We start from the raw sequence: 16058 nt of genomic DNA on the forward strand, positions 1-16058 counted from the left end.
AGGAACTTCAAATCGATAAGCGGCACTACAATCGTTAAGTTGCAAGTGCCCCTCTTGTTTCCGAAGTTCGTACGAGAGGGCGCCGCGAGAGAGGTACGAACTTCGGAAACGGGGCACTTGTCGTGAAACTCGAGATCTTGAAAGAGCTGAACGCCGAGCGCGCCGCGCGCCGCCCGGTCATCATCGTCACCGACACCGCCAATGGCGAGCAGCGCCTGGTCAAGGCCGGGGACATCGCCGCCGATCCGCTGCGCGCCGAACTGGCGAAGCAATTGCGGATGGGCAAGAGCGGCACTATCGAGGTCGGAGACAAGAAGCTGTTCCTCAATGTCTACGCGCCGACCGCAAAGCTCGTGATCGTCGGCGCGGTCCATATCAGCCAGGCGCTGGCGCCGCTGGCGCGCTCGCTCGACTATGACGTGACGGTGGTCGATCCGCGTACCGCGTTTGCGAGCCCGGAGCGTTTCCCTGACGTGCCGCTGGTCGCCGAATGGCCCGACGTCGCGCTGCCGCCGCTCAACGTCGATCACTACACCGCGTTCGTCGCTGTGACGCACGATCCCAAGATCGACGATCCGGCGCTGCTGCACGCCTTCGACCGCGACTGCTTCTATATCGGCGCCCTCGGCTCGCGGAAGACCCACGCCAAGCGCGCCGAGCGGCTGCGCGCGCAAGGCGCCAAGGATAGCGACATCGCGCGCATCCACGCGCCGATCGGCCTCGACATCGGCGCGGTGTCGCCGTCGGAGATCGCGGTTGCAATCATGGCGGAGATCACCGCGCAGCTGCGTCTGCCTCCCAAACAAAAAGAAGAAGCGGCATGAAATTCGGTCCCGCCAGTCCAGCCGACGCGATTGGCGGCGTCACCGTGCATACGCTCCGCCAGGGCACGCTGGTGCTCAAGAAGGGCACCACGATCGGTCCTGCCGAGGTCGAGGCGCTGACCAAGGCCGGCGTCGACGAGATCGTCGTGGTCCGGCTCGACGAGGGCGACGTCTCCGAGGACGTCGCGGCGGCGAGCATCGCACAGGCGGTGGCGGGCGAGGGCGTCAATGTCGAGCGCGCTTTCACCGGCCGCGCCAACCTGTTCGCGGCGCGCGCCGGCGTGCTGGTGGTCGACCGCGCCGCGGTCGACCGCATCAACGGCGTCGACGAGGCCATCACCTTCGCCACCCTCGCGGCGTTCAAGCCGGTGGTTGAAGGCGAGATGATCGCAACCGTCAAGCTGATCCCGTTCGGCGTCGAGGGCAGGCTGCGCGATGCCGCCGTCGCGGTGGCCGGCAAGGATACGCTGCGGATCGCGCCCTATCTGATCCGGAAGGTCGGCGTGGTCTCGACGCTGCTGCCGGGCCTTTCGCCCAAGGTGATCGACAAGACGCTGCGCGTCACCGCCGAGCGTCTCGCGCCGGCCGGCGCCACCGTCATCGCCGAGCGCCGGGTGCCGCATGACGAAACGGTGCTCGCGGCCGCGATCAAGGAATTGCTCGGCTTAGGCGCCGAACTCGTCATCGTGTTCGGGGCGTCGGCGATCGCCGACCGCCGCGATGTCATCCCGGCCGCGATCACCGGGATCGGCGGCGCGATCGAGCATTTCGGCATGCCGGTCGATCCCGGCAATCTGCTTCTGATCGGCAGCGCCGGCGGCGTGCCGGTGCTGGGCGCGCCGGGCTGCGCGCGCTCGCCGGTCGAGAACGGTTTTGACTGGGTGCTGATGCGGCTGCTCGCCGGCATCAAGGTGACCCGATCGGATCTCACCGGCATGGGCGTCGGCGGCCTGTTGATGGAGATCGTGACGCGGCCGCAGCCGCGCACCGTGCCGGACACCGAAGGCAATCGCAACGTCGCGGCGATCGTGCTCGCCGCCGGCCGCTCGACCCGGATGGGCGGCCCGAACAAGCTGCTCGCCGAGCTCGACGGCAAGAAGCTCGCGCGCATCGTCGCCGAGCAGGCGCTGGCCTCGAAAGCCTCGGAGGTGATCGTCGTCACCGGGCATCAGGCCGACCTGGTCGAGCAGGCGCTTGATGGACTGAAGGTGAAGTTCGTCCGCAATCCCGATTTCGCCGGTGGCCTCGCCAGCTCGGTCAAGGCGGGCATCTCGGCGGTCTCCGACAGCGCCGACGGCGCGGTCGTCTGCCTCGGCGACATGCCGCTGATCGATGCAAAGTTGATCGACCGACTGATCGAGTCCTTCGCGCCCGACCGCGGCCATCTGATCGCGGTCCCCGTCAACGAGGGCCGCCGCGGCAATCCGGTTTTGTGGTCGCGACGCTTCTTCAAGGAGCTGATGACGCTCGACGGCGACATCGGCGCCCGCCATTTGATCGCCAAGCATACGGAGGTGGTCGCCGAGGTCCCGGTCGAAGGCAACAGCGCCTTCCTCGACATCGACACGCCGCAGGCGCTGGAAGCTGCGCGGCGGGGATAACATTATCCGCCTCGTCCCGGCCAAGCGAAGCGCGAGCCGGGAACCATAACCACAAATGCTGGTTCTCTTGCGAGGCTGGGGCCGCTTCCGTGCCAACAACGACATTCGGTGGTTGTGGGTCCCTGCTTTCGCAGGGACGACGAACGGATAGACTAGCCTTCACCCGTCATTCACTATCTGGAAACGACCCCTGCGTACAGTCCGCGCCGGGCTTTGGGGGATTTCCACTTGATCATTTCGACCGCCGCCGCGCAGCGTCGCGCGCTGACGATTCTCGTCCTGACGTTACTGCTTGGCGCCACGCGTTTCTCCGTGGACAATTTCGTCCCCAAGGCTCGCGCGGCCGGCGCGTTCGCGGTCGGCAAATGCGGGGCGTATGGCCAGGCCTACGACTATCCCGCGGAAGGCGCGGCGCGCGCCGCGGCGCTGAAACAGTGCAAGGGTGATTGCACCACTGTCGCCATGAAGCGCGCCTGTGCCGCGCTTGCGATCGACATGAAAAATCCCTGCGGCGCCCATGGCTACGCGGTGGCGCCGAAGATCTCGAGCTCGCTCAATGCCGCCACCAAGAAGTGCTACGACTATGGCGGCAAGGAATGCGTGATCCGCGCCTGGGCCTGCGACGCCAAGGGGTAGCGCGGCCGGGCAACCTGCCGCTAGACTTGCCCCATGCAATTCGACACCAAGATCGCGGTCGTGATCCGCACCGACCTGGAAGTCTGGCAGAAGCTCAACGTGGCGTCCTTTCTGGCCGGTGGCATCGCCGCTTCCTTCCCCGAATGTATCGGCGACAATTACGAGGACGGCTCGGGGACCAGATATCTCTCCCTGATCGGCCAGCCGATCCTGATCTACGGCGCCGACCGCGCGCAGCTGTCGCGGGCGCTGGATCGCGCGCTGGCGCGCGATGTGCAGCCGGCGCTCTACACCGAGGACATGTTCGGGACTACGCATGACGCCGCCAACCGCGGGGTGGTGAAGGCGGTGGCACGTAGCGATCTCAATCTGGTCGGCCTCGCCGTCCGCGCCGAGCGCAAGGTGGTCGACAAGATCCTCGACGGGCTGAAGTTTCACAGCTAGTCGGGCGCAAGACCTTCCCGCACCGTCATGGCCGGGCTTGTCCCGGCCATCCACGTCTTTCTTCGCGTGGAAACGAAGACGTGGATGCCCGGACAAACCCGGGCATGACGAATTTGTGGGGATAGCTCCCGTATGCGATTGCTCTGCCCGCGAGGAGGACCTTCCGCTGCCCGGCTTTCCCTGCGCCCTCTGGTTTCAGAGCGGCGGAAATAAGCAGAAAACTCGGGCGTTTAGGCCGCGAGATCGCGGTCGCATGCAGGCATCCCAGGACGGACCACACAACAGGAACACTTGACGCCGACGAACGTTTTCTTTCGACAGATTGACAATGACTGACTGGTCAGTCATATTGTGGATATGACCAAGCGCACCGAGAAGACGACCCGCACTCAGGCTGCCAAGCGCCGGACCACGATCCGGGCGGCCGCAGCGAGGATCCCGAAGGTGGTCTCGGCAAAACTGCCCGAGGCGAAGCCGGCTGCGAACCGCGCCGGGAAATCCGCGGAGCGGCGGGCTGCGATCGTGGAGGCGGCGATGGACGAGTTCATCGCGCGCGGCTTCGCCGCGACGCGGCTCGACGACATCGCCAAGCGGGCGGGCGTCGCCAAGGGCACGCTCTATCTCTACTTCAAGGACAAGGAGTCGATGTTCGAGGAGCTGATCCGCACCGCATTGGTGCCGCTGATCGGCCGCTTGACCGCGCTGCCCACCATCACCGGTCCCGTGCGCGACGCGGTGGAGGGGTTTGCCGAGACCTTCATGCGTGAGGTCGTGGCGACCCGGCGCGGCGACATCATCCGCCTGATCGTGTCCGAAGGGCCGCGCTTTCCGGCGATCGCCGATTTTTATTTTCGCGAGGTGGTGTCGAAGGGGATGGCCGCGATGCGGGCGCTGGTCCAGCTCGCGATCACGCGCGGCGAGATCAGGCACCGGGAACTCGGCGAATTTCCTCAGCTGGTCGTTGCGCCTGCGATCGTCGCGGTGATCTGGCAGAGCCTGTTTGCCCGGCATGCGCCGCTCGATGGGCTCGCGATGTTCAAGGTGCATCTCGATTTGATCTTCGGCGAACGGAGGACGACATGACCGCGCCGCAGATGTTGAAGCTGGTCGCAGTCGTCGCGCTGGCGGCGGCGCTGGCCGGTTGCAAGGAGAAGCGGGACCCCGGCTTCCAGGGCTGGGTCGAGGCCGACATGATCTTCGTCAGCCCCGATGAATCCGGCCGCGTGATCAAGCTCAACGTACGCGAGGGCGACGAGGTCAAGCCCGGCGAGCTGCTTTATTCGGTCGATGACGACCTGCAGCGCGCCGATCTCAACCAGAACAACGCGACGCTCGCGAATGCCCAGCAGAGCTACGACCGAGCGGCCTCGCTGCGCGGCACCGGCGCCGGCACCCAGGCCAATCTGGACTCCGCCGTCTCGGCGCTGCGCGTCGCGGAGGCGCGCGTCAACACCTCGCAAACCCGGCTCGACCGCCGCAAGGGCTTTGCGCCGATCGCGGGCGCGATCCAGCAGATCTATTTCCGCGAGGGCGAGATGGTGCAGGCGCAGCGGCCGGTGCTGTCGATCATGCCGCCCGGCAACATGAAGCTGCGCTTCTTCGTACCGGAGACGGAATTGCCGAAGCTTGCGCTCGGCGACGAGGTGAGGGTGACCTGCGACAATTGCGCCGCCGATCTTACCGCAAAGATTTATTTCATCGCCACCACTGCGGAGTACACGCCGCCCGTGATCTACAGCCTCGATGAGCGCAACAAGCTGGTCTATCTGATCCAGGCGCGGCCGAGCCGGCCCGATGTCCTGCGCGTCGGTCAACCGATCAGCATCTACCTCAATCCGAAGACGCCAATGGCGGATCGCAGATGAATGGCGGCCCCACCAGCGCGCAGCCCAACGCATCTCGCATCGCGATCGATGTGAAGGGCCTCACCAAATCGTTTGGCGGGAGAGAGGTGGTCCATGACCTGTCGATGCAGGTCAAGCGCGGTTCGATCTATGGCTTCCTCGGCCCCAACGGCAGCGGCAAGACCACGACCATCCGCATCCTGTGCGGCCTGTTGACGCCCGACAGCGGCGAGGGCACCTGCCTCGGCTACGACATCCGGCGCGATGCCGACAAGATCAAGCGCAAGGTCGGCTACATGACGCAGCGCTTCAGCCTCTACCAGGATCTGTCGGTGCGCGAGAATCTCGAGTTCGTCGCACGGCTCTATGGCATGCCCGACGCCCGCGGCGCCGCGGCCGACATGATCGCGCGGATCGGGCTGAAGGGCCGCGAGGAGCAGCTCGCCGCCAATCTCTCCGGTGGCTGGAAGCAGCGGCTGGCACTCGGCGCCTGTACGCTGCCCAATCCGCAATTGCTGTTGCTGGACGAGCCGACCGCCGGGGTCGATCCCAAGGCGCGGCGCGATTTCTGGAACGAGATCCACGCGCTCGCCGCCGAAGGCCTCACGGTGCTGGTCTCGACCCACTACATGGACGAGGCCGAGCGCTGTCACGAGATCGCCTATATCGCCTACGGCCATCTGCTGGCGCACGGCACGGTGGACGAGGTCATCGCGGCCTCCGCGCTGTCGACCTGGACGGTAACGGGCGAGGATTTCAACGGACTGATGGCCGAGCTCACGGACAAGCCCGGCGTCGACATGGTGGCGCCGTTCGGCACCAGCCTGCACGTCTCCGGCCGCGACAAGGCGGCGCTCGAGGCTGCGATTGCGCCCTACCGCAGCACTGCGAAATGGCACTGGCAGCCGAGCGAGCCGTCGCTCGAAGACGTCTTCATCGATTTGATGGGGCGCTCCAAAGATAATTTCCAGGGATAACGGCCATGAGTGCGACGGATACCATCCGGAATGGCGAAACAAGGGAGCCGGGGTTCGGTTTCTGGCGGCGGAGCTATGCGATGCTGGTCAAGGAGTTCATCCAGCTCCGCCGCGACCGCGTCTCGTTCGCCATGATCATCATGCTGCCGGTCATGCAGCTGACGCTGTTCGGCTACGCCATCAACACCACGCCGCGCAATCTGCCGACTGCGGTGCTGACCCAGGAGGATACCGACCTCGGGCGTTCGATCCTGAAGGCGATGGAGAACACCGCCTATTTCCATTTCATCCGCGAGGTCCACACCGTCGACGAATTCGACGAGCTGCTGCAATCCGGCAAGGTGCTGTTCGGCGTCGAGATTCCGCGCGGCTTCGAGCGTGCGGTGCGGCGCGGCGACAGACCGGCGCTGCTGGTCGCGGCCGATGCCACCGATCCGGTCGCATCAGGCACCGCGCTCGGGACGCTCGGGCCGCTGGTGCAGTCGGCGCTGGCGCATGATTTGCACATCGGTGACCCGCCCGAAATGCCGTTCGAAATCCGCGCCCATGCCCGCTACAACCCGGCGGCGGATTCGCGCCTCAACATCGTGCCCGGCCTGGTCGGAACCATCCTGACCATGACGATGCTGATCTTCACGGCGTTGTCGGTGACGCGGGAGATCGAGCGCGGCACCATGGAGAGCCTGTTGTCGATGCCGATCAAGCCGGTCGAGGTGATGTTCGGCAAGATCATCCCCTACGTATTGGTCGGCTTCATCCAGGCCACGCTGATCATCGGCATCGGCGTTGTGCTGTTCGGCGTGCCGATCCTCGGCAGCCTGACGCTGCTCGCGCTGCTCACCACGCTGTTCATCACCACCAACCTGTCGATCGGCTACACCTTCTCGACCATCGTGCAGAACCAGCTGCAGGCGATGCAGCTCTCGATGATGTTCTTCCTGCCGAGCATCCTGCTGTCGGGCTTCATGTTTCCATTCGCGGGCATGCCGGTTTGGGCGCAGTATATCGGAGAGGGGCTGCCGTTGACCCATTTCGTGCGCATCGTCCGCGCCATCATGCTGAAGGGCGCGGCGATGGCGAACCTGCAATACGACACCATCGCGCTGGTCGCCCTGATGCTGTTCGCCATGACCGTCGCCGTGACGCGCTTCCGCCGCACGCTCGATTGAGGCTAGGATGGCTGATACGACAGAGCGTCGTTCCGGGTTCGCTTCGCGCCCCGGAACGACGGGGATGGGGGAATGACGGAATTTTCGGACAAGGGCAACGCAGCGGCAGACACGGCCGTATCCGCCGATTTCCATCACGCCCTGATGCGCGAGGTGATGACCACCGAGCTGCTCCGCATCAAGGTGCTGACCGGCACGACAATCCTGCTCGGTGTCATCAGCCTGCTGGTGCATTTCTTCGCGCCGGAGGCGGTCAGCCGCGTCTGGCACGGCAATCTCAGTCCGGTCTACGTCTTCTACGTCATCGTGCCGCTCATTGTGTTCGAGCTGTGGGTGCACGGAGCCATCAGCCGGCACATGCGCAAGGGGCGCGACCTGCCGGTGGTCAGGCGCTATGTCGGCGTGCTGGTCGAGACGTCGCTGCCGACCGTGGTGCTGGCAATGCATATCGGCAGCATGGGCCGGCAGGAGGCGCTCGGCTTTGTGGCGCCGCTGATCTACTTCGTCTTCATCATCCTGTCGACGCTGCGGCTCGATTTCTGGCTCTCGACCTTCACCGGCTTCGTCGCGGCGGCCGAGCTGTTCTACATGGCGGTGTTCTTCCATGCGGCCGATGGCGTCAACGCCGATCCCGGCATCTATTATCACGCTGCGCGCAGCACGATCGTCCTGATCTGCGGCATGCTGGCGGGTGCGGTCGGCCTGCAGCTGCGCCGGCAGTTCGCGGCCAGCATCGCGGCCGCCACCGCGCGCGACCGCATCACCAATCTGTTCGGCCAGCACGTCTCGCCGCAGGTGGTCGAGCGGTTGATGGCGGAGGGCGCCAGCACCGGGAGCGACATCCGCCGTGTCGCCGTGATGTTCGTCGATTTCCGCAGCTTCACCGCGGGCGCCCGCACGCGCTCGCCGCAGGAGGTGGTGGACCGGCTCGACGGCGCCTTTGCGGTGCTGGTCGATATCCTCGATCGCCACGGCGGCATCGTGAACAAGTTTCTCGGCGACGGCTTTCTCGCGCTGTTCGGCGCGCCGTTCGAGGCCGGCGACGCCGCGCATCAGGCGGTTGCCGCCGCGCGCGAGATGCTGGCCGCCAATGATCGCGCCAATGCGGCATCGAGCTGGCCGCTGCGCATCGGCATCGGCATCCATGTCGGCGAGGTCGTCGCCGGCAATATCGGCTCGCCCCGGCGCAAGGAATACACCGTGATCGGCGACACCGTGAACTTTGCCGCGCGGCTCGAAGCGCTTAACAAGGATCTCGGCACACAATTTTTGATTTCGTCTGCCGTGCGCGACGCGCTCGGCGAGGAGTGCAAGGACGCCGTCTCGCGCGGCGAGATCCCGGTGCGGGGTTACGAGCAGCCGGTGCCGGTCTGGCAATTGGGGTAGATGCCTGTTGTGATTGCACCGAATGCACTGAAGCGCGCGATTCCGGCCATGTTAGAATGCATGCGATTGGTCGTGAGCGACCCTGAGCACAAGGATACGCAAGATGCAGCGGCGCTATATCACCGTCGACGTTTTCACCGACCGCGCCTTTGGCGGCAATCCGCTCGCCGTGGTGCTCGACGCCGAAGGGCTATCGACGGAAGAGATGCAGGCGATCGCGACCGAGTTCAACTATTCCGAGACGACCTTCGTGCTGCCGCCGCAGGACAAGGCCAACGACGCCCAGGTTCGCATCTTCACGGTGCGCTCGGAAATTCCGTTCGCCGGCCATCCCAATGTCGGCACCGCGTTCGTGCTGGCGGGCCAGGAGGCGAAGCCGCCGGCGCGGCTGAGGTTCGAGGAGAAGGCGGGCCTGGTGCCGGTCGAGATCCTCTCCGACGGAGGCAGGGTGATTGGCGCCGAGCTGACGGCACCACAGCGGCTGGAGCGGACCAACGTGGTGAGTGCGGCCGACGCGGCCGCCTGCCTGTCGCTGTCGGCCGACGACGTGAAGACCGATCGTCATGCGCCGCAAGTCGTCTCGGTGGGCCTGCCGTTCCTGGTGGTGGAGATCGCCTCGCGCGAGGCGCTGAAGCGGGCGCGGCCGGACGCCGCGGCGTTTGCCCGGGCGCTGGCGCAGATCGGCCGCGACGTCGTCTATTTCTACACGCGTGATGTGCCGGCAGGCGAGCAGCCGCTCGATTTGCAGGCGCGCATGTTTCATCCGGGCGCGAGCGGCCTGTCGGAAGATCCCGCAACCGGCAGCGCGACTGCGGCCTGCGCGGCGCTGCTTGCCGATATCGATCCGGCGCGTGACGGCGAATTGCGGCTGCGGATCGGGCAGGGCGTCGACATGGGCCGGCCAAGCCTGCTGCTGACGCGGGTCCGCAAGCAGGACGGCGCGATCAAGTCGGTGCATGTCGGCGGCGGTTGCGTCAAGATGATGGAAGGAACGGTGAGCGTGCCGGGTGAGGGCGGCTAGACCTGCGGTGCAGCGAGGTTCTCGATCTTGATCCCGTCGCGCTCCTCGATGATCTCGGCGATCCAGCGGCGGTGGCAGTGTTCGTGGTTGCGCTCGTAGCAGAGGATGCAGACCGGGCCGGACTGCTTCACCAGCGCCGACAACTCGTCGAGCTCTTCCCTGGCCTGCGCCGTCTTCAGGTGCGCCGCATAGATCTTGTGCAGCAGCGCATATTGCCCGCTGCGCGCCGCCTCCCGTCCGCTCTTCGGCGTGCCGAGGCCGCGCAGGTGGACGTAGCCGATGCCGCGTTCGTCGAGGCCCGCCGCGAGCTGGCTCTTGGAGAAGCCGGGGCGGCGCGAGGAGGCGACCGCGCGGACGTCGACCAGGAGCTTGACGCCGGCGTGCTCGAGTTCGTCGAGCACGGCCTTGGACGGCGTCTGCTCGTAGCCGATGGTGAACAGCCTCGCTGCCTTCGCCATCGGCTCTCCCTCACTTCACCCGTTCGATCAGTTCCATCGCGCCTGCGGGCGCGCGAACCTTGCCTTCGTGGATCACGTAAGCGAACACGTCGCGCGGGGCTTTCTTCGGCGCGGTCTTGTCGACCTTCGGCAGATCGTCGGGCTCGCCGCCGCCGGCCCAGTCCTGAAACCGCTTGGCCCAGGCGTCGAGCTGCTTCGGCGGATAGCAGGTCTTCAGTTCGTCATTGCCCTTCTGCAGCCGGGCATAGACGAAGTCGCTGGCGAGATCGGCAATCGCCGGATATTTGCCGTGCTCGGCGAACACCACGGGCACTTCGAACTGGCGCAGCAGCGCGATGAATTCGGGTACGCAAAAGCTGTCGTGACGGACCTCGACGACATGGCGCAGCGCGCGGCCGTCGAGCTTGCGCGGCAGCAGCTCGAGGAACTTGCCGAAGTCGGCGCCGTCGAACTTCTTGGTCGGCGCGAACTGCCAGAGCACCGGGCCGAGCCGGTCCTTGAGCTCCAGCACACCCGAATCATAGAACCGCTTCACCGAATCGCCGGCTTCGGCGAGCACGCGGCGGTTGGTGGCGAAGCGCGGCCCCTTCAGCGAGAAGATGAAGCCGTCGGGCACCTCGCTGGCCCATTTGCGAAAGCTCTCCGGCTTCTGCGAGCCGTAATAGGTGCCGTTGATCTCGATCGAGGTCAGCTTCGAGGCGGCGTAGGACAGCTCCTTCGCCTGCGTGAGCTTCTCCGGATAGAACACGCCGCGCCAAGGCTCGAAGGTCCAGCCGCCGATGCCGATATAGATATTGCCTGCGTCCGTCTTGGTCGCCTTGGTGGGAGCTTTGGCCACGACTGCACTCATCGCGAGGAAGGGGGAACAGGGATCGAGAGTAGTCAAAATAATCGTGATTGGCCAGTTTGCCAGATGAGCGTGGGGGTGCTTATCGTGGTTGTCGCTCTTCGCTACGATGCGCCAGAATGGAGAACAACAATGCGCATGTTGGTTGCGGTCGCCCTATTGATCACGTCCTCCGCTGCCATATCGTCTGCTGCGATGGCCGACGAGGTCGACGATGCCCACAAGCTCGCGATCACCGGCCGCGACGCCTACTGGAATTGTCTCGCCCGCGAATATCCCCGCGACAGCAACAAGACGATGTCCGACCAGGAGTTCATCGCGCTGATCGCCAATGTCTGTCCCTCGGAGCGGCAGAACTTCCGGGTGTCGCTGATCGACTTCCTGTCGCTGCAATTTCCGAAGCAGGATGGCGACGCCAATCTGACGACGGCCAATCGCGCGATCGAGCTGGCGCAGAAGGACATCGTGACCGCCTTCACCCGGCGCAAGGCCGCGGCGAAATAGGTTCCCAAATCCTGTTGCGGCCGGCCGATTTTTGATATCAATCCGGCCAGGCGAGGGGATGATCGGGATGAACTCACAATCGACGGCAGGCTTTTTGGGCGTAGTGGTCGCAGCCATCGTGCTGGCGGCGGCGTTCATCTATGGGCCGTCGCCGAGCCAACTCCATAACCCGACCCAGCCTGGAGCGGCGCGGCCGCAGGCGGCTCCCGCTGAGGCCGCGCCGGCGGCCCCGGCGCCGCGCGGCCCGGTGATCCGGGAAGTCCCGAACAACTAACCCACCTGCCCCTTGCGGACCGCATGGGGGCTTCCTATCTGGCTCATAACGGCGACGTTGCAGCTTCAGGGCTTCGGCGCTGGGACGACCACCACATTGTTTGGCTGCGCCGGATGTACGCGCGCCCCTTTGTTCGTGGTCGTTGGCATTTTCAGGGGCATTTTGCCCCGTTTTCCCGCTTCCCGAGACAGCGTTTGGGCCGGCCCGCCTTGGCAGCGGGGGAGGCTGCGGCTATACGCTGGCGCTCATGAATGACGCCATCAAGCTAGGCCCCGAGACCTCGTCGCAGGCAGCAAGTCTGCCGCAGCTTTCGGTGGTCGTCCCGACCTTCAACGAACGCGACAATGTCACGGTACTGTACCGTCGGCTCGACGCGACCCTGAAGGACGTGTCCTGGGAAGTCATCTTCGTCGATGACAATTCGCCCGACGGAACCTGGGACGTGGTGCGCGCGCTGGCGCGGAAGGATTCCCGCGTACGCTGCATCCGCCGGATCGGCCGGCGCGGTCTGTCCGGCGCCTGCATCGAGGGCATCCTGGCATCGAGTGCGCCCTATGCCGCGGTCATGGACGCCGACCTCCAGCATGACGAGACCCAGCTCCCGAAGATGGTGGCACTGCTGCAGAGCGGCGAGGCCGAGCTCGTGGTCGGCAGCCGCTACATCGAGGGCTACAAGGCCGACGGCTTCAATAAGCAGCGCGCCGGCGCCAGCGCGTTTGCCACCGAGATCGCGCGCCGCGCGCTGAAGGTCGAGATCGCCGATCCCATGAGCGGCTTCTTCATGATCCGCCGCGACGGTTTCGAGCAGCTTGCGCCGCAACTGTCCACTCAGGGCTTCAAGATCCTGCTCGACGTCGTGGCGACGGCGGAGGGCAAGCTTCGCGCGGTCGAAATTCCCTATACGTTCGGTGCCCGCCAGCATGGCGAGAGCAAGCTCGACTCCATGGTCGCGCTCGACTTCCTCGGCCTGGTGCTGGCGAAGCTGACCAATGATCTGATCTCGCTGCGCTTCATTCTGTTCGCCGCCGTCGGCGGGCTCGGCCTGCTGGTGCATCTCATGGTGCTGTTCATCTCGCTGGAGCTGTTCAAGGCGCCATTCCCGGAGGCCCAGGCCACCGGCGCGATCGTCGCCATGACTAGCAACTTCATCCTCAACAATTTCCTGACCTATCGCGACCAGCGGCTGAAGGGGTTTGGCATCCTGCGCGGCCTGCTGCTGTTCTATCTGGTCTGCAGCGTCGGCCTGCTCGCCAATGTCGGCGTCGCGTTCTCGGTCTACGACCAGGAGCCGATCTGGTGGCTTGCGGGCGCGGCCGGTGCGCTGATGGGCGTGGTCTGGAACTACGCGATGTCCGGGCTGTTCGTCTGGCGCAAGCGATGACGGTGGCATGAACCCGAACGAGGCGCGGCTCGCCCGGAACACCGCGCTTGCGGTGTGCGCGCTGGTCGTGCTGCGGCTGGCGGCTGCCGCATGGACGCCGCTGACCTTCGACGAAGCCTACTACTGGATGTGGTCGAAGGCGCTCGCCGGCGGCTATTATGACCATCCGCCGATGGCGGCCGTGGTGATCCGGCTCGGCACCATGATCGCGGGCGACACGCCGTTCGGCGTGCGGCTGGTGTCGATCCTGCTCGCGCTGCCGATGAGCTGGGCGATCTACCGTGCGGCCGAAATCCTGTTCGGCGGCGACCGCATCGCCGCCAGCGCAACGGTCCTGCTCAATGTCACGCTGATGGCCGCCGTCGGCACATTGATCGTGACGCCGGATGCGCCGCTGCTGGTTGCCGCCAGCTTCCTGCTGTACGCGCTCGCAAAGGTACTGGAGAGCGGCCGCGGCGCCTGGTGGCTTGCGGTCGGCGCCAGCGCCGGGGCGGCGCTGCTGTCAAAATACACGGCGCTGTTCTTTGGTCCGGCGATCCTGATCTGGCTTGCGATGGTGCCGAAGCTGCGGCGCTGGTATCTCTCGCCCTGGCTCTATCTCGGCGGCCTGGTTGCGGCCGGCCTGTTCGCGCCGGTCATCCTCTGGAATGCCGATCACCAATGGGTGTCGTTCATCAAGCAGATGGGCCGCGCCCGGATCGAGGATTTCCGGCCGACCTACATCGCCGAGCTGATCCCGACGCAGTTTGCTTTCGCGACGCCGCTGGTCTTCATCCTCGGCGTGATGGGCCTCTATGCGCTCTCCCGGCGCCGCGCCGGCGCGATGGCCGCACGGGTGCTGGTCAGCACGATGTTCTGGACCATCGTGGTCTACTTCACCTGGCACGCGCTGCATGCGCGGGTCGAGGCCAACTGGTTCGCGCCGGTTTATCCGGCCTTTGCGGTGGCGGCCGCGGTCGCCGCGATCCAGGTGCAGTGGGCGCCGCGCGAGCAGCGCATGATCGACTTCTGCCGCCGTTGGGCCGCGCCCGTCGGCGTCGTGCTGTTCGCGCTGCTGATCGTGCAGGCCAACACCGGTTTGCTCTCGGGGTACCGCCGCGACGCCACCGTGCGCAGCGTCGGTGTCGGCTGGCAGGAGCTGGCCAACGAGATCGAGGCGGCGCGCGTGCGGTCCGGCGCGACCTGCGTGCTGGCGGCGGACTACGGCACCACCGGCTGGCTTGCCTTCTATCTCCCCAAAGGCACCTGCGTCGCCCAGCAGAGCCAGCGCATTCGCTGGGTCAACATGCCCGAGCCGAGCGCGGCGCAGCTGGCCGGCAAGCTGCTGTACGTGCATGAGGTCGAGCAGGCGATGCCGGCCTCGGTGCGCGACAACTTCGCTCATGTCGAAACCATTGCCGAGGCCAAGCGCATGCGTGGGTCGTTGATTGTTGAGACGTATGCGCTTGAGCTACTGGAAGGTCCAAAGGGCGACGTCCTTGACCGCTCGCCGCCGCCGGAACTGCAGTAAAGCTACCGCCGTTGAATGTCGGATCGTCCGGTTCCGGCTCGTCTTCCAGGGAGCCTGTCAACCACACGAGGTTCCGATATGACCAGTTCCATCCTCAAGCCTGCCGCCGAGCTCGCCAAGACCAACGTCACGCGCTTTCCCAACGAGAGCGTCGAGTATCGTCGCGCGCGCCAGGCGCTGCTCGTCGAAGAGATCGAGCTGCGCCGGCATATCGCGCGCGTGGCCGAGCTGCGCCGCGCTTTGCCGCCGGGCGGCGAGGTAACCAGGGCCTATGAGTTCACCGGCGAGGCCGGTGTGGCGTCGCTCGGCGATCTGTTCGGCAACAAGCAGACACTCATCATCTACAGCTACATGTTCGGCCCGCAGCGCGAGAAGCCGTGTCCGATGTGCACGTCGTTCATGGGCACATGGGAAGAGAAGCTGCCCGACATCGAGCAGCGCGTGTCGTTCGTGTTCGTGGCGCGCTCGCCGATCGCACGGCTGATCGAGGCAAAAAAGGCGCGCGGCTGGACGCGTCACAAGATCTACTCGGATGCGTCGGGTGACTACACGCGCGACTATGTCAGCAAGGATGACAGCGACCTGCCCGGCTACAATGTCTTCACACGCCACAACGGCACGCTGCGTCATTTCTGGGCCGGCGAAATGGGGGCGGGCACGATGGACCCTGGCCAGGACCCGCGCGGCGCGCCGGACATGGATCCGCTCTGGACCGTGCTCGACACCACGCCCGAAGGACGTGGCACGGACTGGTATCCGAAGCTCGCCTATTGAGGAGATGGTTTTTGCGCGATCCCCGCGTGATTACGGGGGCGATCGGCAAGGAAATTCTCCCTGACTTCATGCCGGCATGCTGCGGCTGGAGCAGCCTGCCGGAGTGTCTCATCGCGGGACACAAAAGCCGCTTTGGCGGTCCAATGTCATCTTAAAAAAGCCCTACGCCACAGGCACTTCCCGCGTTGCAGGGGATCGCATCCGGTTAAGTCGCATTTAACTAAAAGTCGCCTTAATGGCCGTCTGTGCCCCCGCGCGACGTTGAGCCGAACATCGTTCGACCTGGCGTCGAGTGAGGGACAAAGGTGGACCTGTTTTGAGCGCCGGGTGTATGGGTACGAGTGCGAGTGCGTGTGTTCTTGGGGCGCCGAGCCGCAAGAAATCCTCCCGAAAAATTCTCCCACAGCA

At 65.5% G+C, this 16058-nt stretch carries 17 protein-coding genes; 15 read left to right on the plus strand and 2 right to left on the minus strand.

From position 1 onward, the window contains the following. Positions 1 to 122: 122 nt before the first annotated feature. The 10 genes from ABIB78_RS20190 (at position 123) to ABIB78_RS20235 (ending at position 9902) form a co-directional block, all read left to right on the plus strand. The gene (locus ABIB78_RS20190) at positions 123 to 824 is read left to right on the plus strand and encodes an XdhC family protein (RefSeq protein WP_429027733.1); all 702 of its coding nucleotides are present in this window, start codon (positions 123 to 125) and stop codon (positions 822 to 824) included. Further along, positions 821 to 2425 (plus strand): NTP transferase domain-containing protein, encoded by a 1605-nt coding sequence (locus ABIB78_RS20195; protein ID WP_429027735.1) that lies wholly within the window; start codon positions 821 to 823, stop codon positions 2423 to 2425. Before ABIB78_RS20190 ends, ABIB78_RS20195 begins: the two co-directional genes overlap by 4 nt. 279 nt (positions 2426 to 2704) lie before the next feature. Further along, the gene (locus tag ABIB78_RS20200) at positions 2705 to 3061 is read left to right on the plus strand and encodes a DUF4189 domain-containing protein (RefSeq protein ID WP_429027984.1); all 357 of its coding nucleotides are present in this window, start codon (positions 2705 to 2707) and stop codon (positions 3059 to 3061) included. Between the two features lie 33 nt (positions 3062 to 3094). Then, entirely contained in the window at positions 3095 to 3505 is a 411-nt protein-coding gene (locus tag ABIB78_RS20205; protein WP_429027736.1) for a DUF2000 family protein, read from the plus strand. Between the two features lie 357 nt (positions 3506 to 3862). Continuing rightward, positions 3863 to 4588 carry a TetR/AcrR family transcriptional regulator gene (locus tag ABIB78_RS20210; RefSeq protein ID WP_429027738.1) on the plus strand — a complete coding sequence of 242 codons (726 nt, stop codon included), beginning with the start codon at positions 3863 to 3865 and terminating at the stop codon, positions 4586 to 4588. Further along, positions 4585 to 5370 (plus strand): HlyD family secretion protein, encoded by a 786-nt coding sequence (locus ABIB78_RS20215; RefSeq protein ID WP_429027739.1) that lies wholly within the window; start codon positions 4585 to 4587, stop codon positions 5368 to 5370. Before ABIB78_RS20210 ends, ABIB78_RS20215 begins: the two co-directional genes overlap by 4 nt. Continuing rightward, positions 5367 to 6326, plus strand: a complete 960-nt coding sequence (locus ABIB78_RS20220) for an ABC transporter ATP-binding protein (RefSeq protein WP_429027742.1) — start codon at positions 5367 to 5369, stop codon at positions 6324 to 6326. Before ABIB78_RS20215 ends, ABIB78_RS20220 begins: the two co-directional genes overlap by 4 nt. 5 nt (positions 6327 to 6331) lie before the next feature. After that, positions 6332 to 7495, plus strand: coding sequence for an ABC transporter permease (locus ABIB78_RS20225; RefSeq protein WP_429027744.1), 1164 nt, complete (start codon positions 6332 to 6334; stop codon positions 7493 to 7495). A gap of 72 nt (positions 7496 to 7567) precedes the next feature. After that, positions 7568 to 8881 carry an adenylate/guanylate cyclase domain-containing protein gene (locus tag ABIB78_RS20230; protein WP_429027746.1) on the plus strand — a complete coding sequence of 438 codons (1314 nt, stop codon included), beginning with the start codon at positions 7568 to 7570 and terminating at the stop codon, positions 8879 to 8881. 103 nt (positions 8882 to 8984) lie between these two features. Continuing rightward, on the plus strand, positions 8985 to 9902 hold the full coding sequence (locus tag ABIB78_RS20235; RefSeq protein ID WP_429027748.1) for a PhzF family phenazine biosynthesis protein: 918 nt from the start codon (positions 8985 to 8987) through the stop codon (positions 9900 to 9902). On the opposite strand, the gene ABIB78_RS20240 is transcribed toward ABIB78_RS20235, so the two are convergent. After that, positions 9899 to 10360: a DUF488 family protein gene (locus tag ABIB78_RS20240; RefSeq protein ID WP_429027750.1), complete on the minus strand. Its 462-nt coding sequence runs from the start codon at positions 10358 to 10360 to the stop codon at positions 9899 to 9901. The two genes, ABIB78_RS20235 and ABIB78_RS20240, sit on opposite strands and share 4 nt — an antisense overlap. Positions 10361 to 10370: 10 nt before the next feature. Continuing rightward, positions 10371 to 11198, minus strand: a complete 828-nt coding sequence (locus ABIB78_RS20245; protein ID WP_429027752.1) for a DUF72 domain-containing protein — start codon at positions 11196 to 11198, stop codon at positions 10371 to 10373. 141 nt (positions 11199 to 11339) lie between these two features. On the opposite strand from ABIB78_RS20245, the gene ABIB78_RS20250 reads away from it, so the two are divergent. The 5 genes from ABIB78_RS20250 (at position 11340) to ABIB78_RS20270 (ending at position 15650) form a co-directional block, all read left to right on the plus strand. Next, entirely contained in the window at positions 11340 to 11711 is a 372-nt protein-coding gene (locus ABIB78_RS20250) for a hypothetical protein (protein ID WP_429027754.1), read from the plus strand. Positions 11712 to 11778: 67 nt separating this feature from the next. Continuing rightward, positions 11779 to 11985 (plus strand): hypothetical protein, encoded by a 207-nt coding sequence (locus tag ABIB78_RS20255; RefSeq protein WP_429027757.1) that lies wholly within the window; start codon positions 11779 to 11781, stop codon positions 11983 to 11985. Between the two features lie 247 nt (positions 11986 to 12232). Then, entirely contained in the window at positions 12233 to 13366 is a 1134-nt protein-coding gene (locus ABIB78_RS20260) for a glycosyltransferase (RefSeq protein WP_429027758.1), read from the plus strand. A gap of 7 nt (positions 13367 to 13373) precedes the next feature. Then, positions 13374 to 14876, plus strand: coding sequence for a glycosyltransferase family 39 protein (locus tag ABIB78_RS20265; protein WP_429027760.1), 1503 nt, complete (start codon positions 13374 to 13376; stop codon positions 14874 to 14876). 78 nt (positions 14877 to 14954) lie between these two features. After that, positions 14955 to 15650, plus strand: coding sequence for a DUF899 family protein (locus ABIB78_RS20270; protein WP_429027762.1), 696 nt, complete (start codon positions 14955 to 14957; stop codon positions 15648 to 15650). The last annotated feature ends 408 nt before the right edge of the window (positions 15651 to 16058 follow it).

Source organism: Bradyrhizobium sp. I1.14.4 (assembly GCF_050435825.1).
Classification (GTDB): Bacteria; Pseudomonadota; Alphaproteobacteria; order Rhizobiales; family Xanthobacteraceae; genus Bradyrhizobium.